This window comes from Geodermatophilus sp. SYSU D00867 (assembly GCF_054050315.1).
The window spans coordinates 32,939-51,208 of sequence record NZ_JBJGZC010000013.1; the positions used below are offsets into that span (position 1 = coordinate 32,939).

The 18,270-nt window shown below is 75.2% G+C and carries 17 protein-coding genes and 1 riboswitch; of the genes, 5 read left to right on the forward strand and 12 right to left on the reverse strand.

Annotation, left to right across the window (positions count from 1 at the left end; all coding sequences use genetic code 11):
• Positions 1 to 30: 30 nt before the first annotated feature.
• The 6 genes from ACI8AK_RS13765 to ACI8AK_RS13790 all read right to left on the reverse strand — a co-directional run bounded on the left by ACI8AK_RS13765 (position 31) and on the right by ACI8AK_RS13790 (position 6,390).
• On the reverse strand, positions 31 to 960 hold the full coding sequence (locus ACI8AK_RS13765) for an ABC transporter permease (protein ID WP_387988910.1): 930 nt from the start codon (positions 958 to 960) through the stop codon (positions 31 to 33).
• Positions 957 to 2,042, reverse strand: coding sequence for an ABC transporter permease (locus ACI8AK_RS13770; RefSeq protein WP_387988909.1), 1,086 nt, complete (start codon positions 2,040 to 2,042; stop codon positions 957 to 959). Before ACI8AK_RS13770 ends, ACI8AK_RS13765 begins: the two co-directional genes overlap by 4 nt.
• Positions 2,039 to 3,655, reverse strand: coding sequence for an ABC transporter ATP-binding protein (locus tag ACI8AK_RS13775; protein ID WP_387988908.1), 1,617 nt, complete (start codon positions 3,653 to 3,655; stop codon positions 2,039 to 2,041). Before ACI8AK_RS13775 ends, ACI8AK_RS13770 begins: the two co-directional genes overlap by 4 nt.
• Complete coding sequence (locus ACI8AK_RS13780; protein WP_387988907.1) at positions 3,652 to 4,644, reverse strand: BMP family protein; 993 nt, start codon at positions 4,642 to 4,644, stop codon at positions 3,652 to 3,654. The genes ACI8AK_RS13775 and ACI8AK_RS13780 overlap by 4 nt, the downstream gene beginning before the upstream one ends.
• 158 nt (positions 4,645 to 4,802) lie before the next feature.
• Positions 4,803 to 6,047, reverse strand: coding sequence for an RNA polymerase sigma factor (locus ACI8AK_RS13785; RefSeq protein ID WP_456956676.1), 1,245 nt, complete (start codon positions 6,045 to 6,047; stop codon positions 4,803 to 4,805).
• 1 nt (position 6,048) lies between these two features.
• Positions 6,049 to 6,390 carry a YciI family protein gene (locus tag ACI8AK_RS13790; RefSeq protein ID WP_387988905.1) on the reverse strand — a complete coding sequence of 114 codons (342 nt, stop codon included), beginning with the start codon at positions 6,388 to 6,390 and terminating at the stop codon, positions 6,049 to 6,051.
• Between the two features lie 263 nt (positions 6,391 to 6,653).
• Between ACI8AK_RS13790 and ACI8AK_RS13795 the strand changes: the two genes are divergently transcribed.
• Entirely contained in the window at positions 6,654 to 6,980 is a 327-nt protein-coding gene (locus ACI8AK_RS13795; protein ID WP_456902202.1) for a WhiB family transcriptional regulator, read from the forward strand.
• Between the two features lie 191 nt (positions 6,981 to 7,171).
• Entirely contained in the window at positions 7,172 to 7,588 is a 417-nt protein-coding gene (locus ACI8AK_RS13800) for a PaaI family thioesterase (protein ID WP_387988904.1), read from the forward strand.
• An 80-nt stretch (positions 7,589 to 7,668) separates the two neighbouring features.
• On the opposite strand, the gene ACI8AK_RS13805 is transcribed toward ACI8AK_RS13800, so the two are convergent.
• The gene (locus ACI8AK_RS13805) at positions 7,669 to 8,940 is read right to left on the reverse strand and encodes a hydroxyacid-oxoacid transhydrogenase (RefSeq protein ID WP_456956678.1); all 1,272 of its coding nucleotides are present in this window, start codon (positions 8,938 to 8,940) and stop codon (positions 7,669 to 7,671) included.
• A 117-nt stretch (positions 8,941 to 9,057) separates the two neighbouring features.
• Between ACI8AK_RS13805 and ACI8AK_RS13810 the strand changes: the two genes are divergently transcribed.
• Entirely contained in the window at positions 9,058 to 10,029 is a 972-nt protein-coding gene (locus ACI8AK_RS13810) for a cyclase family protein (protein ID WP_387988902.1), read from the forward strand.
• A 7-nt stretch (positions 10,030 to 10,036) separates the two neighbouring features.
• Complete coding sequence (locus tag ACI8AK_RS13815; protein WP_456956680.1) at positions 10,037 to 11,686, forward strand: AMP-binding protein; 1,650 nt, start codon at positions 10,037 to 10,039, stop codon at positions 11,684 to 11,686.
• Positions 11,687 to 11,725: 39 nt separating this feature from the next.
• Here ACI8AK_RS13815 and ACI8AK_RS13820 read toward each other — a convergent pair whose 3' ends face one another.
• On the reverse strand, positions 11,726 to 12,622 hold the full coding sequence (locus ACI8AK_RS13820) for a hypothetical protein (protein WP_456949812.1): 897 nt from the start codon (positions 12,620 to 12,622) through the stop codon (positions 11,726 to 11,728).
• A 132-nt stretch (positions 12,623 to 12,754) separates the two neighbouring features.
• Positions 12,755 to 13,564, reverse strand: coding sequence for a sulfite exporter TauE/SafE family protein (locus tag ACI8AK_RS13825; RefSeq protein ID WP_456902200.1), 810 nt, complete (start codon positions 13,562 to 13,564; stop codon positions 12,755 to 12,757).
• Positions 13,565 to 13,679: 115 nt separating this feature from the next.
• On the opposite strand from ACI8AK_RS13825, the gene ACI8AK_RS13830 reads away from it, so the two are divergent.
• Entirely contained in the window at positions 13,680 to 14,660 is a 981-nt protein-coding gene (locus tag ACI8AK_RS13830; protein ID WP_456956682.1) for a YihY/virulence factor BrkB family protein, read from the forward strand.
• 6 nt (positions 14,661 to 14,666) lie between these two features.
• On the opposite strand, the gene ACI8AK_RS13835 is transcribed toward ACI8AK_RS13830, so the two are convergent.
• The 3 genes from ACI8AK_RS13835 to ACI8AK_RS13845 form a co-directional block, all read right to left on the reverse strand.
• The gene (locus ACI8AK_RS13835; RefSeq protein ID WP_456949810.1) at positions 14,667 to 15,566 is read right to left on the reverse strand and encodes a hypothetical protein; all 900 of its coding nucleotides are present in this window, start codon (positions 15,564 to 15,566) and stop codon (positions 14,667 to 14,669) included.
• Between the two features lie 6 nt (positions 15,567 to 15,572).
• Positions 15,573 to 15,723, reverse strand: a riboswitch (cyclic di-AMP (ydaO/yuaA leader).
• 105 nt (positions 15,724 to 15,828) lie between these two features.
• A complete protein-coding gene (locus ACI8AK_RS13840) occupies positions 15,829 to 16,422 on the reverse strand; it encodes a DNA-directed RNA polymerase subunit alpha C-terminal domain-containing protein (protein WP_456949809.1) in 594 nt (197 codons plus the stop codon).
• 23 nt (positions 16,423 to 16,445) lie between these two features.
• Positions 16,446 to 18,224: a protein kinase domain-containing protein gene (locus ACI8AK_RS13845; protein ID WP_456956683.1), complete on the reverse strand. Its 1,779-nt coding sequence runs from the start codon at positions 18,222 to 18,224 to the stop codon at positions 16,446 to 16,448.
• Between the last annotated feature and the right edge of the window lie 46 nt (positions 18,225 to 18,270).

Here is an 18,270-nt window from a genome sequence, read left to right on the forward strand (position 1 = left end):
CGGCTCCGGGGGCCGGCCGGCCCGCCGACGTCAGGCGGTCCGGGACTCGCGGTCGTAGTTGCGGCCGAGGAACTCCGGCACCTTCGCCCACCGGAAGGCGAACACCATCACCAGCAGGGTGGCCACGTAGGGCACCACCAGCAGCACCTGGCTGGGGATGTCGATGCCGGCCACCTCGGCGCGCAGCGCGACGACGTCCATGGCCGCGAAGAACAGGGCGCCGAGGGCGATGAACTGCGGGCGCCACCCGCCGAAGAAGGTCAGGGCGATCGCCAGCCAGCCGCGGCCGCCGACGATGGTGTCGGTGTAGGTCCCGGTGTAGACCAGCGGCAGGTACGCCCCCGCCACCGCCATGAGCGCGCCTCCCGCGGTGGCCGTCCACAGCCGGTTGCGCACCACCGGGATGCCCAGGCTGTCGGCCGCCCTGGGGTTCTCCCCCACCGACCGCAGGTCCAGGCCGGCGCGGGTGCGGTAGAGGAAGAACCACGCGCCGACCGTGAGCAGGGCGGTGAGGTAGACGAGCACGTTGTGGGAGAACAGCGCGGTCCCGAGGACCGGGATGTCGCGCAGCAGCGGGATCTCCAGCCGCGGGAGGGTGTCGACGCGCGGCGTCGTCGCCCCCTGGCCGATGACGATCCGGTACAGCAGCCCCGCCAGGCCCGTGGCGGCGAAGAACAGCGCCAGTCCGACCACGAACTGGTCGAGCCGCAGGATGGTCGTCGCCCACCCGAGGGCGGCGCCGAACACCGCTCCGATCCCGGCCGCCAGCAGGATGCCGACCGTGGTGCTGCCCGTGCCGTAGCTGACGAGGAAGCCGACGGCCGCCCCGAGGAGCATCACGCCCTCCTGCGACACGCTGAAGACGCCGGTCAGGCCGCCGATCATCGTGCCGAGGGAGGCGAGCAGGTAGGGGACCATGGCCACGACGGTGAGCTGGGCCAGGGACGCGAACTCGGTCATGCCACCCTCCGCGCCAGCCGCCCCGCGATCACGTCGGAGAGCAGCAGGAAGATCAGGATCAGCGCCTCGATGATGAGCACCATCTCGGCCGGGACCCCGACGGTGCGCTGCATGGAGCTCGCGCCCACCTCGAGGATCGCGATGCCGAAGGCCACCACCGGCACCCAGAGCGCGCTGCCCCGGGCGATCAGCCCGATGATGATGCCGAGCAGCAGGAAGTTGGACTGCATGCCCTCGATGGCGCGCCCGTGCACGCCACCCACCTCGAGCGCGCCGGCCAGTCCCCCGAGCGCGCCCCCGACGACCAGCGCGAGGACGGCGACCTTCTCCACCCGGATGCCGTTGATGGCCGCCGCCCGCGGGTTGACCCCCGCCGCCCGCAGATCGAAGCCCGCGGCCGTGCGCCGCGTGACCACGACCGTCACCGCCGCCACGAGCAGCGCGAGCAGGATGCCGGCGTGCACGCCCGGCGGCCCGCCCAGGACCGGCAGCTCGGCGCCCTCACCGACCCGCTGCGTGGCCGCCACCCCGGCCGCGGGGTCCGGCCACACCTCGGTCGCGGCGTAGTCGAGCACCTGGAAGGACACGAAGTTCAGCAGGACGGTGCTGAGGATCTCGTTGACCCGGAAGCGCCCCATCAGCAGCGCCGCGATCCCGGCCCAGACCGCGCCGGAGAGCACCCCGGCCAGGACCACCAGGGGCAGCAGGACGGCGGCCGGCAGGTCGGCGTAGACGATCCCCACCCCGGCCGCGGCCGTGGCCCCCACCAGGAGCTGGCCCTCACCGCCGATGTTGAACCGCCCCACCGCGAGCGGGATGGTGAAGCCCAGTGCGAGCAGCGTGAGCGGCACCCACTTGGTCAGCGTCTCGGTGAAGCCGAACCCGGTGCGGAACGACGTGGTCAGGATCGTCCGGTACGCCTCGACGACGTCGTAGCCCAGCGCCGCGATGACGACGCCGGAGACGGCGAAGGCCAGCACGAGCGCGAGCGCATAGGGCAGGAGCCCGCGCAGCAGCCGGGCCAGGGGCCCCGAGGGCGCTGGGGCCGGCGCGTCGGTGTCGGTCAGGACGGGGGCGCTCATGCGTCCTCCTGCACCCCGGCCATGAGGCGGCCGAGCTCGTAGACGTCGTAGTCCCCGCGGGCCCGTTCCCCGACGACCTCCCCGGAGTAGAGGACGACCATCCGATCGGCGAGCAGGCTCAGCTCGTCGAGGTCCTCGGAGATCAGCACGACCGCGCAGCCCCGGTCGCGGGCCTCGTGGACCCGGTCGTAGACGAAGCGGGTCGAGCGCAGGTCCAGCCCGCGGGTGGGGTTCTGCAGCACGAGGACCGCGGGCTCCCGGTCGAAGGCCCGGGCCAGCACCAGCCGCTGGATGTTGCCCCCGGAGAGGTTCCCGGCCAGGGCGTCGGGACCGGGTGCCTTGATCGAGTACCGGTCGATGGTCTCCCGGGCGTGGTCGCGCACCCGCCGCCAGTCGATCAGCCCGGCACGACGGTGCTCGGCGCGCCTCTGGGCGCCCAGGAGCAGGTTGTCCGCGACGGTGGCCGCCCCCAGGATCCCGTCCCGGTGCCGGTCCTCGGGCACGTAGGCGACCCCCGCGGACAGCCAGCGGTGGGTGGGTGCACCGGCCAGGTCGGTGCCGTCGACGGACACGCTGCCGGCACGGACCGGCCGGACGCCGGCGAGCACCTCCGCCAGCTCGACCTGCCCGTTGCCGGCCACCCCGGCGACACCCAGCACCTCGCCCGCCCGGACCTCGAGGTCCAGCCCGCGCAGCGCCGGGACGCCGTGGTCGTTGTCGGCCGTGACGCCGGAGACGGCCAGCCGCACCCGCCCGGCGTCGGGGCGCCGCTGCTCGGCGGGCGGCGCGGCCGGGGTCTGCCCGACCGCGCCGACCCCGAGGGCCGCCGCGACCTCGGAGGTCCGTTCCGCGGCCAGCTCGCCGACCATGAGGGAGGCCAGGCCGGTGGCGTCGGTCGAGGACCGGGGCACCGTGGCGATCCGCCGGCCGTCGCGCATGACGGAGATCCGGTCGCAGATGGCCAGCACCTCGCGCGCCTTGTGCGAGATGAACACGACGCTGGTGCCCTCGGCGACGATGCCGCGCAGGGAGACGAAGAGCCCGTCGACCTCCTGCGGCGTGAGGTTGGTCGTCGGCTCGTCGAGGACCAGCACCCGGGCCCCGCGGTAGAGGACCTTGAGGATCTCCACCCGCTGCCGCGCGCCCACCGACAGCCGGTCGGTGCGGGCCCGCGGGTCCACCGCCAGGCCGAAGCGGTCGGAGAGCTCGGTGATCCGGCGTGCGGCACCGCGCAGCCCACCGGTCCCGGCGGTGGTCCCCAGCACCACGTTCTCGAGGACGGTGTAGCTCGACACCTGGAGCAGGTGCTGGTGCACCATCCCGATGCCGAGGGCGATGGCGTCGCGCGGGGACCGGATGTGCACGGTGCGGCCGTCGACGCGGATGTCGCCGGCGTCGGCCCGGTACAGGCCGTAGAGGACGTTCATCAGCGTCGTCTTGCCGGCGCCGTTGCCCCCGACCAGCCCGTGCACCTCTCCCGGCGCCAGCTCCAGGTCGGCGTCGACGAGGGCGCGGACGGTCCCGAAGGACTTGGTGATCCCGCTCATCGTCAGCGGGCGGTCCCGGCCGGGGGCGGCACCCCCGGCCGGGCCCGCCGCGATGGCGCCGCTCACTCGACCGGGGTCACGTCGCGCTCGACCTCGATCTCGCCGGACCGGAGCTGCTCGACGACCTGGTCGACCTGGTCGACCACGGCCTGGTCGACGTTGGTCGGCGGCTGGAGCGAGATGCCCTGCTCGTAGTCCATGCCGAGGTAGCCGCCGGTCTCGCCGTCCTCCACCGAGGTGAGGATCTCGTCGAGCATCGGCGTGAAGTCGTAGAGCACCGACGTCAGGTAGTGGTCGGGGGCGAGGTTGGACTTGTCGGTGTACTTGGCCGTCATGAGGACGCCCGCGGGGGCGTCGGCGACGCCCTCGAAGGCCCCGACGGCGCCGAGGTTCAGCGAGGTCAGGACGACGTCGTTGCCGTCGGCGAGCAGCTGGCTGGTGAACTGCTGGGCGCGCGTCGGGTCGTTGAAGTCCCCGGTCCACACGGGGGTCAGGGTCGCGGTGGACCCGCTGTCGGCCAGCGCCTGCTCGACCGCGTGCACCTCGGAGTAGGAGAAGGGCAGCGTCACGCCACCGAGGTAGGCGATCCGCCCGCTCTGGCTGGCACCGGCGGCCAGGACACCCAGCGGGTAGAAGGCCAGGTGGAAGTTGCGGTCGAGGACCCAGACGTTGTCGGGGACGTCGGAGGGCTGGGTGTCCTGCTCGGCGATGAAGACGACCTCCGGCGCCTCCTCGGCGACGGCCACCGTGGCGTCGTAGAACTGGCTGCCGTGGGTCCAGATGACGGTGTAGCCGTCGGCGACGTACTCGCGCAGCACCCGCTCGGCGTCGGGCACCTGGACGCTCTCGGAGTAGGTGGTCTCCGCGCCGTGGTCCTCCTCGGCGGCCTGCAGGGCCTGCAGGCCGAGGAAGGTGTAGTCGGCGTCGGTGGTGGTGCCGGAGAAGACGGCGGCGATCCGCGGCGCGTCGCCGTCGCCTCCTCCCCCGCCGCCGCCCCCGTCCCCGCCGCTCGACCCGCCACAGGCGGTGAGGACGAGCACGGCCGCTACGGCCACGGCACTCGCACTGGTTCGAGGAGATCGCATGGGCGGCACATCCCGTCGTCGACCGGCTGGGAGATCGTGCGGGTATCTCAGCGCTGAGACGTGTGGGACACAACACCCCGCGCCGGGCCGTGATCGAGTCGCAGCCTCGCCGACCGCCCTGGCCTGGCTCAGCCGAGCTCGCGCAGCCGGCCGGCGAGGAACTCCCGCTCGACGGCGTTCTCCGTGAGCAGCAGCGCCTCGGCGTAGGCGTCGCGGGCCTCGGCGACCCGGCCGAGGCGCCGCAGCAGGTCCGCGCGGGCCGCGGGCAGGTAGCCGTAGCCGGCCAGCTGCGGCTCGGCGGCCAGCTCGTCGAGGGCGGCCAGCCCCGCCGCGGGCCCGGACGCGAAGCCGACGGCGACCGCGCGGTTGAGCGCCACGACCGGCGAGGGCCACACCGCGGTGAGGACTCCGTAGAGCGCGACGATCTCCGCCCAGTCGGTGTCGGCCCACGACGGCGACTCGGCGTGCACCGCGGCGATCGCCGCCTGCAGCGCGTACCGCGACGGCGGCCGGGCCCGCAGCGCCTCGCGGACCAGCGCGACGCCCTCGGCGATGGCGGCCCGGTCCCAGCGGGTGCGGTCCTGCTCCTCGAGCAGCAGCAGCCGGCCGTCGGTGCCGGTGCGCGTCTCGCGGCGGGCGTCGGTGAGCAGCAGCAGCGCGAGCAGCCCGGCCACCGCCGGGTCGCCCGGCAGCAGCCGGCGCAGCATCCGGGCCAGCCCGACCGAGCGCTCCACCAGGTCGTGGCGCACCAGGTCCTCCCCGGCCGGGGTGGTGTGGCCGATGGTGAACAGCAGGTGCACCACCGACAGGACGGCGTCGACCCGCTCGGGCAGCTCCGCGGGCGGCGGCACCCGGTACGGGATGCGGGCGACGGCGATCTTCTTCTTGGCGCGGGTGATCCGCGCGGCCATCGTCGCCGTCGGGACGAGGAAGGCGCGGGCCACCTCGGCGGTGCTCAGCCCGCACACCAGGCGCAGGGTCAGCGCTACCTGCGCGGGGCGGTCCAGCGCCGGGTGGCAGCAGGTGACCACCAGCCGCAGCCGGTCGTCGGGGTAGCCGTGCGCCTCGTCCACGAGCGCCGGCGCGACGTCCTCCTCGACCAGCAGCGGCAGGTGCCGCCGCTCGACGCCGCGGTGCCGCAGCACGTTGAGCGCCCGCCGCCGGGCGGCGGTGGTGAGCCAGGCGCCGGGCCGGGCGGGGACGTCGTGCGCGGCCCAGTCGGTCAGCGCCGCGGCGAAGGCGTCCTGGACGCACTCCTCGGCGACGTCGAGGTCGCGGGTGACGCGCACCGTCGCGGCGAGGACGAAGGCCCACTCGCGACGGTGCGCGTCGGCGACCGCGGCCGCGACGGCGTCGGCGGTCGGGAGGGCCACGTCAGTCGAAGGTCATCACCGGGCGGACCTCGACGCCGCCGAAGCGGGCCGGCACCGTCCGCGCGACGGCCAGCGCGGTGTCGAGGTCGGGGGCGTCGACGAGGTAGTAGCCGCCGAGGGCCTCCTTGGTCTCGACGAACGGGCCGTCGGTGACCTCGCCGCCGCGCACGCTGGTCGCGGTCGTCGTCGGCTCCAGCGCCTCACCGCCGAGCAGCTTTGCGCCCAGCTGCTCGACGCCCGCGGAGAAGGCCTCGTGCTCGGCCATGATCTCGCCGTAGACGTCGGGGGTCGCGGTGGCGTACTGCGCCTCGTCCTCGTAGATCAGGACCAGGTACTTCGTCATGGTGTCCTCCGGGCTCCGGGGGCCCGCCTGCCGGGCCCTCCACCTCTACGACACGCAGCACCGCACCAGATCGACAGCTCCCGCGGAAGGACTTCCGGGCGTCGTCGTCTCCGGCATGATCTGACAACCGGACGGCCAGGTTCCGCAGATGTTCTGACGGTGCGCGACGGGTCGGGCACTCCGTAACGTCACTGTCAGCAGTCAGGGCGTACCCGTCCGTCACGCACGGGTCACGCCACCTCCCAGACCCCGAGGAGCCCCCCGTGCCGACCTCCCGCCTCAGCCTGATCACCGAGTCCTCCGCGCAGCCCGACGCACTCGCCGGCTCGGTCTGGAGCGTCCTGTCCGGCGGCGACGCCACCTGGCGGCTGGACGCGCTGTGCGCCGAGACCGACCCCGAGGCCTTCTTCCCGGAGAAGGGCGGCTCGACCCGCGAGGCCAAGCGCGTGTGCGCCGGCTGCGACGTCCGCACCGAGTGCCTGGAGTACGCGCTGGCCAACGACGAGCGCTTCGGCATCTGGGGCGGGCTGTCCGAGCGTGAGCGGCGGCGGGTGCGCCTGGCCCGCCGCAGCATGCGGCTCAGCGCCTGACCGCCTGAGCGGGGCGGCCCCGGTCCCGCGGGTTACGGTCCGACGCGGGTCCCGTGGCCGGACCACCACCCGACGAAGGAGCCGCCCGTGGCCGAGGTCGTGCCGTTCCACCACCCGCCGGGGCCGGCGCCCGGCGTCCCCGCGATCGCCGCGCTGCCCACCCGCCGGGTGCTCGACCTGCCGGCCCGCCGGTGAGCTCGCCCGACGTCGGCGCCGCCCGGGTGCAGGCGGTCCTCGACATCCCGCTGCACCGGCACCTGGGCATGCAGCTGCGCGACCCCGCCGACCCCACCGCCGGCATCTGGTTCCCCGTCGGCGCGCCCGCGCAGAACCAGGCGGCGCTGCTGCACGGCGGCGTCGTCTACACCTTCCTCGACGTCGCGGCCTTCCTGGCGCTGCTGCCCTCCCTGGGCGACGCCGAGCACGCGGTCACCCACGACCTCACCGCCTCGCTGCTGCGCCCGGTGCGCGCCGGTGCGCGGGTCGACGTCACCGGCTCGGTGCTGCGCCGCGGCCGCGGGGTGGCGTTCCTGCGGTCCGAGGCGACGGTGGACGGCGCCCTCGTCGCCTCGGCGCAGGTCACGAAGACGATCGTCCCGGCGGGCTGATCCGCGGCGCGGGGCGGCCCCGGGTCACCGGCGCGGGCTCACCCCAGCGACGTCACCACAGCGACGTCACCACAGCGACGTCACCACAGCGACATCGAGCGGCGGAAGATGCCGGCGACGTCCTCGGCGGTGACCTCCCGCGGGCAGGTGGCCAGCAGCCGCTGCTGCTTCATCGTGCCCTCGACCAGGTCGTCGACGTCGCCCTCGTCGAAGCCGACCGCGGCGATCCCGTTGGGGATGTCGATGTCGCGCATCAGGTCGGTGAGGACGGTGGGCAGGAACTCGGCCGGGTCGTCGGGCTCGCCGGCGTTCGGGGCGAGCAGCTGCGCCGCCCGGACGTGCCGCTCGGGCGCGGCCTCGAAGGTGAACCGGAAGGCCTCCGGCGCGGTCAGCGCCACCGACATCCCGTGCGGCACCATCGGCTCGCCGGCCGGGTAGTCCTTCGGGTGGAAGTCCTTCACCTGCCCGGCGATCGGGTAGGCGTTGGCGTGCGGGACGTGCACCCCGGCGTTGCCGAAGCCCATGCCGGCGAAGGTCGCGGCCATCGCCATGTCCCCGCGCGCGGCGGTGTCGTCGCCGTGCCGCACCGCCCGCCGGAACGAGCCCGCGAGCAGCGACAGCGCCTTCTCCGACCACATGTCCGAGATCGGGTTGGACCCGCAGTAGGGCACCCGCTGCTCGGGGGCCTTGCGGTCGTAGGTCGTGTACCAGCGGGCGGTGTAGCTCTCCAGCGCGTGGCACAGGATGTCCATCCCCGCCGCGGCGGTGACCCCGGGCGGCTGGGTGACGGTGAGGTCGGGGTCGATGACGGCGAGGGTGGGCCGCAGCCGCGCGTGGCTGATCCCGGTCTTCACCCGCTGCGCCAGCACGTCCATGACGCAGATGGTCGTGCTCTCCGACCCGGTGCCGGTCGTCGTCGGGACGGCGACCAGCGGCTTGAGCTGCTCGGTGGGCGCCTGCCCCTTCCCCACCGGCACGTTGACGTAGTCCAGGAGCTCGCCGGGGTTGGTGGTGAGCAGGTTGATCGCCTTGGCGGTGTCGATGCTCGACCCGCCGCCGACGGCGACGAACGCGTCCCACGGCCCGGACTCGCGGGCGGCCTCGATCGCCTCGGTCAGGCTGACGTCGGTCGGCTCGACGTGCACGCCGTCGTAGACCCCCGCCTCGATGCCGAAGCGGCCCATCTGGTCGGCGACCCGCTGCGGCAGGCCGGTGGCCGACACCCCGGCGTCGGTGACCACCAGGACCCGCCGCACGCCGAAGCGGCTGAGGTCGTAGCCGATCTCCTCCGACGCCCCGCTGCCGAACTTCAGCTGCGGCGCCCCGTAGGTGAACACGGACTCGGCGGTCATGTCGGCCTCCTCGGCTCGGGCGGATCCGGTTGCACGGATCGTTGCACCCTCCTTGTGGCGGGGACCACAGCGCGGCAGGGTCGGGTGCGCCCACCAACCTTCCCCTGGAGGTCAGCCGTGACCGCAGAACCCGAGACCACCGCCGTCCCCGCCCTCGACGACCTGCTCGCCGACTCCCCCACCAACTGGGGCAAGTGGGGCGACGACGACGAGGTCGGCGCGCTGAACTACCTCGGCCCCGAGCAGGTGCTGGCCGCCGTCGGGCTGGTCCGGCAGGGCAAGGTGTTCACGCTGCAGCGGCTGATCGGCGACCCGAAGGGCGACCCGGTGTGGCCCGGCCGCTCCCCCGCCGAGCGCACCCAGATCCTCGACGAGTCCACCTGGGACTCCGACGACGCGCCGCAGTACCCCGGCGGCCTGCACTACGCCGACGACAAGATCAACGCCTTCCTCCAGGGCTCCACGCAGTACGACGGCCTCGGCCACGTCTGGTACGGCGGCAAGCTCTGGAACGGCTACGACGCCCGCACCACCGTCGGCGGCATGGACAAGGCCAGCGTCGAGCCGATCGCGCAGCGCGGCGTCGTCGGCCGCGGCGTGCTGCTGGACATGGCCCGCTTCCGCGGCAAGCCGACCCTCGACAAGGGCGAGACCTTCACCCACGAGGACCTGCTCGCCTGCGCCGAGCAGCAGGGCGTGGAGATCCGGAAGCGGGACGTCCTGATCATCCGGACGAACTTCCTGCAGCTGTTCTTCGACCAGGGCGACGCCTTCTACGACGGCTTCAACGAGCCCGGCCTGGTCTACAGCCCGGAGCTGGTGCGGTGGTTCCAGGACATGGAGATCCCCAACCTGGTCACCGACACCATCGCCAACGAGGTCACCACCGACCCGAACAACGGCGTCGCGCTGGTGCTGCACAACGCGCTCATGCGCAACCTCGGGGTCACCCTCACCGAGATCGCCGACCTCGAGGCGCTGGCCGCCGACTCCGCCGAGGACGGGCAGTACGAGGGCCTCTACGTCGCCGCGCCGCTCAAGGTGCACAAGGCCAGCGGCTCGCCGGTCAACCCCGTCGTCCTCAAGTGAGCCCGTCGTGAGCGCCTACGACGACCGCCCCTGGCTGGCGCTCTACGGCGACCAGCCGCCGGACTACGACATCGAGTTCGGCGACGCCCTGTCGATGTTCCGGGCCGGCGTGCAGCGCGACCCCGACGGCGACGCGCTGCGCTACTTCGACGGCACGGTCGTCCGCCGGGACCTCGACGCGATGACCGACGCGATGGCCGCCGGGCTGCTGGAGTCGGGCTTCCGGCCCGGTGACCGGCTGGCGGTCTACCTGCAGAACGTGCCGCAGTTCGTCCTGGCCATGGTCGCCACCTGGAAGGCCGGCGGCGTCATGGTGTCGATCAACCCGATGAGCCGGGCGCGGGAGCTGTCCTACCTGCTGGCCGACTCCGGCGCGACGGTGCTGCTGTGCCTGGACACCCTCTACGACGAGGTCGCCCGCGACGTCGTCCCGGGCACCGACGTCCGCCTGGTGCTCACCACCAGCGGCCTGGACCTGCAGACCCGCGACGACGAGCGGCTGTTCGCCGGCGTCACCCGGCAGCGGCACGAGGGCACCACCGACCTGCTCGAGTTCGTCGAGCGGTACCGCGGGCAGACCCCGCCGCCGGTGGAGCTGGGCCCCGACGACGTCGCGTTCCTGACCTACACGTCGGGGACGACGGGCGTGCCCAAGGGCGCGATGAACACCCACCGCAACGTCTGCTTCACCGCGCAGGTCTACCGCGACTGGACCCACGCCGGGCGGGACGGCGCGATCTTCGGCATCGCGCCGCTGTTCCACATCACCGGCCTGATCGGCCACGTGGCGGTGAGCATGCTGGTGCCGGCGCCGCTGGTGCTGGCCTACCGGTTCGAGCCGCAGGTGGTGCTCGACGCGTTCCTCGAGCACCGGCCGGCGTTCACCATCGGCGCGATCACCGCGTTCAGCGCGCTGCTCAACGCCCCGGGGTTCCGCAAGGAGCACTTCGACTCGTTCACGTCGGTCTACTCCGGCGGGGCGGCGATCTCCCCGGCCGCCGAGCGCGGGTTCTTCGAGGCCACCGGCAAGCAGGTGCACAACGCCTACGGCCTCACCGAGACGACGTCGCCGATGACGGTGACGCCGTTCGGGTCGCCGTCGCCGGTGGACCCGAACTCGGGCGCACTGTCGGTGGGCGTGCCGGCGCCGAACACCGTCGTCCGCATCCAGGGCGACGACGGGCAGGACCTGCCGCTGGGCGAGGTCGGCGAGATCGTGGCCGAGGGCCCGCAGGTGGTGGCCGGCTACTGGGGCAAGCCCGAGGAGACGGCGACCAACCTGCCCGGCGGGACGCTGAGGAGCGGCGACGTCGGGTTCATGGACCCGCAGGGCTGGGTGTTCATCGTCGACCGCAAGAAGGACATGATCAACGCGTCCGGTTACAAGGTGTGGCCGCGCGAGGTCGAGGACGTCCTGGCCGAGCACCCCGCCGTCCGCGAGTCCGCCGTCGTCGGCGTGCCCGACGAGAAGCGCGGCGAGACGGTCAAGGCGTTCGTCAGCCTCAGGCCGGGGGCCAGCACCACCCCGGAGGAGCTGATCGCGCACTGCAGGGAGCGGATGGCCGCCTACAAGTACCCGCGCAGCGTGGTCGTGCTCGACGAGCTGCCGAAGACGGTCACCGGCAAGATCCTCCGCCGCGAGCTGCGGGGGACGTGAGCGGGCCGGGTCCCCGCCCCGCCCCGGGCGGGGACCCGGTCACCGCACCGGCGCGCCCGGCCGGCGCGACCACGTGGGCCGGGCGGCCCGGATCCCGGCCGCGCCGGTGCCCACGACCGCGACCAGCAGGGCCACCCAGGCCCACAGCCACGGGTCGTCGGCCTCGACGTCGCGGCGGTACCAGAGCACCACCACGAGCTCGAGCGCGCCGAACACGGTGTAGGTGACCGCCGCGACGCCCAGCCGGTCCAGGTCCCGCTCGCGGACCGACAGCGCCGCGGCGAACCCGAGGGCGAGCAGCCAGGCGCCGATCACCTGCGAGCTCAGCGGCGTGATCTCCCACGGCCAGAACGACGTGACGGTCTCCACGTGGTGGTGCACGGTGAGCCCGCCGGCGAACAGGACCGCGCCCGCCGCGGCCAGCAGCGCCCCCTCGACGAGCAGCAGCGCGGTGAGCCGGGCCGGCATCGGCAGCCGCACGGGCGGGCGCCGGCCCCGGCGGACCTCCTGCCCGAGGACCACCGCCAGGCACAGCGCCGGGACGACGAGGTAGACGGCCAGCCAGACCCAGGCCGCCGCCCGGGCGACCGGCCCGCCGGTGAGCAGGTGCAGGCGGTGGGTGTGGATCAGCGTCGCGGCGCAGGTGAGGACGGTGAACAGGGTGACCGTGAGGACCGGCACCCGGATCCGGCTCCACCGGTCCTGCCGGAGGGAGAGGACCGACAGCACCGCGCCGGCGGTGTAGGCGGCGCCGAGGAACGCGGCCGTCGCCTCGGTGCGGATGGACCAGGCCCAGAAGCGGTCGGCGACGTCGGCGAGCAGCAGCAGCTCGGAGACGGCGAGCAGCGTGAGCGCGAGGAAGGCCGTCAGCAGCCACCGGGTGCCGGGGCGGACCTCCTCGGCGGGGTCCGGCGTCCGCGGTGCGACGGGTTCCATCGGCTGCCGCCTGTCGGTCGTGCCCGGCCCGCGACGGGGTCGGCTGGGCGCGCACCGGCGCCGGACCCCGGACCGGCGACCCAGGCTGGCACGGCGTCCGCGCCGGGTCGAGGGCCCATCGGCTCCGGCTCCTCAGCCGGCGGCGCGCACGTTCTCCGTCCACACGTCCCAGCCGAGCCGCACGACCAGCGCGGTGACCACGACGAGGAACACGACGCGGATGAACCCGGTGCCGCGGGAGGTCGCCGTCCGGGAGCCGACGTAGCCGCCGAGCGTGTTGGCCGCGCCCAGGCACAGGCCCAGGCCCCAGACGACCGACCCGTGCGGCACGAAGAACGCCAGCGCGCCGAGGTTGGTCGCGACGTTGACGATCTTCGCCTTGGCGCTGGCGTTGAGGAAGTCGTAGCCCAGCAGCGACACCAGGGCGAACACGAGGAACGAGCCGGTGCCGGGGCCGAGGACGCCGTCGTAGAAGCCGATCACCGCCCCGACGGCGAGCGCGGTGCCGTGGTGGCGGCGGCCGGTGTGCCGCAGCGCCGTCACCTCCCCCAGCGCCGGGCGGAACGCGGTGAACAGCGCGATGCCGACCAGCGCCACGACGATCACCGGCTTGAACACCGCGGCCGGCAGCAGGGCCGCCACCGACGCCCCGCAGGACGAGCCGACCAGGGCGACCGCGGCCATGGGCAGCGCCGTCCGCAGGTCCGGGTGCACCCGCCGCTGGTAGGTGACCGCGCTGGTGGTGGTGCCGAACACCGACGCCAGCTTGTTGGTGGCCAGCGCCTGCACCGGGGCCAGGCCCGGCACCAGCAGCAGCGCGGGCAGCTGGATCAGCCCGCCGCCGCCGACGACGGCGTCCACCCAGCCGGCGGCCAGCGCCGCGACGAGCACGAGGGCGAGCAGGGAGGGCGTCAGGCCCTCCGGCAGGAGCAGGTCAGTCACGCGCGCGTCCCGGGGCGGTCACGGACAGCCAGCCTCCCCGACGCCGGAGGGGACCGGACGGCCGGGTCCGGGGAGCCGCGTTGCGGCCGGTCGCGTCCGGCGGTGCGATGGTGCGATGACAGGGGGTGGAGCGCGCACCCGGCAGCCGCCCGTCGGCGCGGCGGCCGACGCACACTCGCCGCACCGGCTCACCGCCCGCGACTGGCGCCGGGTGCTGCGCCGCGTCGCGCGCCACGTGCTCAGCGACCGGCTCATGGTGCAGGCGTCGGCGGTGGCGTTCTTCGCGCTGCTGTCGGTGGCGCCGGTGCTGGTCACGGCGGTCTCGGTGTACGGCGTCGTCAACACCCCGCAGGACGCGCTGCACCAGCTGTCCGGGGTGGCGGGGATGCTGCCGGAGGACCTGCGGTCGCTGGTGGTCGACCAGCTGACGACGATCACCACCGCCTCCACGCACGTGAACACCTGGCGCGGGCTCGGCGGCCTGACCGCGGCGCTGTGGACGGCGACGACCGCGATGACCTACCTGATCGACGGGCTGACCCTCGCGTACCACGAGACCGAGACCCGGGGCTTCCTCCGCCGCAGCGCGCTGGCGCTCGTCCTCGTCCTCGGCGGCGCGGTCCTGCTCGGCGGGATCATCGCCGGCGCCGGCGAGGTCTCGGGTGCGCTCGCCGGGGCACCGGGCGCCGTCCGCGACGTCGCCCCCGTGCTGACGTGGGTCGCCGCGGCGGTGCTGATGAGCGCGGTGCTCGCCGTCCTCTACCGGTTCGGCCCCGACCGCAGGCAGGCCCGGTGGCGGTGGATCACCCCCGGAGCGGCGCTGACCACCGGGCTGTGGCTCGCGACGACGATCGGCTTCTTCGCCTACGTCCGCAGCCTGGGCGACTACTCCGCGACGTACGGCTCGCTCGCCGGCGTGGCCATCAGCATGTTCTGGCTGTGGACGACGGTCTTCCTCGTGCTCGTCGGCGCGGTCGTCAACGCCGAGACCGAGCGGCAGACCGCCCGGGACTCCACCGTGGGCCCCGAGCGGCCGCTCGGCGAGCGCGGCGCGGTGGTCGCCGACAGCGCGCCGCCCTACCCGGGCGAGCGCTGAGGGCGGTCAGAGGTAGTTGACGTGCACGTGGTCGAAGTGGTTGGCCGTCGTGCCGCCGCGGTCCTCCATCGTCTGCCACGACCCGTTCGGCGAGGACAGCATCCGCTGCTCCCAGATCAGGTAGTCGACGCCGAGCTCGTCCCAGTGCGCGCGGTGGTAGGCGACGATCGCGTCGCCGAGGGCGGCGTCGGTCATGACCATGTAGTCCAGCGCCCTGCCGGAGGGGTGGCCGCCCGGGTCGGCCGCGCTGGCGCGGGTGCCGCCCAGGGTGATCGCGTCCGCCCCCGGCACGTTGCTGACGACGGCGTCCGCGGCGGCCTGCACCTGCGGCTCGACCGGACCGGTGCTGTTGGTGATGCGGGCGACGGCCGAGACGACGGTGGTGCCCGCGGTCTCCGCCGGGCCGGCCTCCTCCTCGGCCTCGGCGGCCTCGGCGGCCTCGGCGGCTGCGGCGGCCTCCGCCGCGGCGGCGGCCTCGGCGGCCGCGGCGGCTGCGGCGGCCTCCGCGGCGGCGCGGGCGGCGGCCTCGGCCTCGGCCCGCTGCCGGTCGACGGTGGCCTGGTCGGCGGCGGCCTGCGACTGCTGGGCCGCGGTCTCGGCGGCCTCCCGCGAGCTGCGGGTGGCGGCGAGGTCCTCGAGCGGCGCCAGGTCCGGCGGGGCGGTGGCGGTCACCGGGCCGGACTGCGCCGACAGCCCCAGCGCCTCGGCGACGGCGACCGACCCGCTCGCCGTCCCGGCCTCGGCGGTGGCGGCCGGCTGCGGGCCGACCAGGACGTTGACCAGGACCGCGCCGGCGGCGGCGACGCCCAGGTACAGGCCCGGACGGCGGTGCGCGGCCGGCGGGCGGCGGCGGTCGGAACGGTCTGCGGACGCGCCGGGGCGGCCGGGGGTGGTGCTCGAGGGCATGGGTGCAGGTCTCCCGTCAGCCGCCTGCCGAGTTAGCTGACGGGTTCGGGCGGGAAGCAGCCCTACCCGCCCGGACGCACGGGTCCGGTGCGGGATTCACCCCAGTACTGCGGTGGGTCCCCGGCTCGCCCAGGGGGCGACTCGGCGGCGACCGCCCGGGTCCCCTGGCGGGGACGGGGCCGGACGGCCTCGGCCACGGTAACGGCCGTTACCCGTCCGTGACAAACCGCGGCCGCGTTCCGTGGCGGGGACCACACGCCGGTCAGGGGCGGGTGCGCAGCCGCCCGACGACGCGCAGCGGCAGGCGCAGCCACCACCCGGTCACCCGCCAGGGCAGGACCGCGGCGGCCCGGACGCCGCGCGCGCCGAGGGCGGCGAGGTCGGCCCACTCGGCCGGCCGCGGCGCCGGGGCGGCCGGCGCGGCGGAGGGGGGCGGCCCGGCGGGGGTCGGCTCCTCGTCCTCCTCCGGCGTCCCGCCGGAGGCCCCGTCCGACGGCGCCACCACCGACGGACCGGCGGGCTCCCCCGGGTCCTCCTCGGGCACGAGGACGTCGAACGCGGTCCGGCGGCGCGGGGCGCGCAACGAGTCGAACGACGGGATCGCCGGGGACGGCGGCGCGTCGTCCTCGTCGGGCAGCGGCCATAGCCCCACCGCCACGGGCTCGGGGACGACCGCGCGGACGGCGGCCACCATCGCCGGTCCCAGCCCGGGGACGGCGGCCAGCTCGCGGCGGGTCAGCGCGGACAGCTGCTCGACGGTGGTGATCCCGGCGCGGGTCAGCGCGCCCACCGCCCGCGCGGGCAGACCCAGCTCCCGGACGCTCCCCGTCGGCTCGACCCGCGACCTCGTCGACATGGCGTCGGACCCTAGCCCCGGGTTCACCGGGACGGTCCCGCCGGGGAGCCGTCCCAGGCCGGTTCCGGCGGGACGGTCCCGCCGGCGCCGGCGTCCGGGGCCGGGGAGGTCGCCGGCGCCCCACCGGTCGACGTCGTCCCCGCGTCCGGGGCCGGGGACTCCCCCGTCGCCGGCGGGGCGGTGTCCCCGGGCGTCCCGGTCGCCGGCGCCGGCGGTTCCGGCGTCGTGCTGCCGGACGGGGTGCTCTCCGGGGCCTCGGGCGTGCTCTCTGGCGCCGTGCCCGCGGACCCGGGGCTCTCCGCCGTGGTCGCCTCGGGAGCGGGCGCCTCGGGGGTCGTGACCTCGGGGGTCGTGACCTCGGGGGTCGTGACCTCGGGGGTGGTGGCCTCCGGGCCCGGGGCCTCCGGCGTCGGGGTCCCGGGGGTGCTGCTGTCCGCGGCGGGCGCCTCCGGCGTCGCCGCGGGGGCCTCCGGCGCGGACCCACCGGACGGGCCGGGCCCGGCGGCGGGCGCCTCGGGCTCGGGCACCGCGGTGTCGGGTGCGACGGCGGCGACCACCTGCACCCGGTCGCCGGCGGCCAGCTCCACGTCCACCGGGTCCAGGCCGACGACGGTGCCGGGAGCCGCGTCCGGGGTCTGCTCGCCGCGCTGGCCGACGGTGAGACCGAGGGCGGTCAGGTCGTCGGTGACCTCGGCCACCGGGCGGCCGAGGAAGTCCGCGGCCCGCAGCACGATCCCGGCCTGCTGCGTCTCGGCGGCGTCGGCCACCGGCACGTCACCGGCGCGGGTCGTGGTGAACAGCACGCCGCCGACGACGAGCGCGACCAGCAGCAGCGGCAGCAGGACCAGCGCCCGCCGGCGCCGGCGCGGCTCCGGCCCGGGGACCGGCGCGGGCTCCGGGACCGGCCCGGGGACGGGGGCGGCGGCCGCCACCGGGCGGGTGGGCGGCACGGGGGCGGCCCGGGGGTCCAGGGCCTCCTCGACCGCGGCCAGGAAGGCGGCGCCGTCGGGCAGGCGGGCGCCGGGGTCCTTGGTCAGCGCGGCACCGATGAGCTCCTTGACGTCGGGCGGCAGGTCGTCGGGCAGCGGCTCGGGCTGCTCGCGGACCTGCTTGAGCGCGACGGTGACCGGGTTGGTGCCGGTGAAGGCGGCGTGGCCGGTCAGCGACTCGTAGCCGACCAGGCCGAGGGCGTAGACGTCGCTGGCCGGGCCGACCCGCTCGCCGGCGGCCTGCTCCGGGGACATGTACTGCGCGGTGCCGATGACCTGGCCGGTCTGGGTGAGCGGCACGCACTCGGCCGACCAGGCGATGCCGAAGTCGGTGAGCTTCACCCGCCCGTCGGGCCGCACGAGGATGTTCGAGGGCTTGACGTCGCGGTGGACGACGCCACCGCGGTGCGCCTCGGCGAGGGCGGCCGCGGCCTGGCGCAGCACCGAGAGGGCGGCACCGGGGTCCAGCGGGCCCTCGGTCTCGATGAGGGTGGACAGCGGCGCCCCCTCGACCAGCTCCATCACCAGGTAGGCCAGGTGCTCGCCGGTGGCGTCGTCGGTGCCCTCGCCGTAGTCCAGGACGGTGGCGATGTTGGGGTGGGTGAGCGCCGCCGCGTGCCGGGCCTCGTTGCGGAAGCGGGCGAGGAAGGTCGGGTCGTCGGCGTACTCGCTGCGCAGCACCTTGACCGCGACCGGCCGGGCGAGCAGGTGGTCCCGGCCCCGCCAGACCTGGCCCATGCCGCCGGTGGCGATGACCTCCTGCAGCTCGTAGCGGTCCCCCAGGGTCCGGCTCCCCCGCTGCACCGTGGTCACTGCCCGACTCCGTCCCGTCCGACGCGGGCGGGTGCGCCCCGCCTCC

Excerpts from the sequence above, each read along its gene's own strand:
- ACI8AK_RS13765 (WP_387988910.1), bottom strand. The coding sequence starts at position 960 with ATGACCGAGTTCGCGTCCCTGGCCCAGCTCACCGTCGTGGCCATGGTC.
- ACI8AK_RS13770 (WP_387988909.1), bottom strand. The coding sequence starts at position 2,042 with ATGAGCGCCCCCGTCCTGACCGACACCGACGCGCCGGCCCCAGCGCCC.
- ACI8AK_RS13790 (WP_387988905.1), bottom strand. The coding sequence starts at position 6,390 with ATGACGAAGTACCTGGTCCTGATCTACGAGGACGAGGCGCAGTACGCC.
- ACI8AK_RS13805 (WP_456956678.1), bottom strand. The coding sequence starts at position 8,940 with ATGACCGCCGAGTCCGTGTTCACCTACGGGGCGCCGCAGCTGAAGTTC.
- ACI8AK_RS13820 (WP_456949812.1), bottom strand. The coding sequence starts at position 12,622 with ATGGAACCCGTCGCACCGCGGACGCCGGACCCCGCCGAGGAGGTCCGC.
- ACI8AK_RS13830 (WP_456956682.1), top strand. The coding sequence starts at position 13,680 with ATGACAGGGGGTGGAGCGCGCACCCGGCAGCCGCCCGTCGGCGCGGCG.
- ACI8AK_RS13835 (WP_456949810.1), bottom strand. The coding sequence starts at position 15,566 with ATGCCCTCGAGCACCACCCCCGGCCGCCCCGGCGCGTCCGCAGACCGT.
- ACI8AK_RS13840 (WP_456949809.1), bottom strand. The coding sequence starts at position 16,422 with ATGTCGACGAGGTCGCGGGTCGAGCCGACGGGGAGCGTCCGGGAGCTG.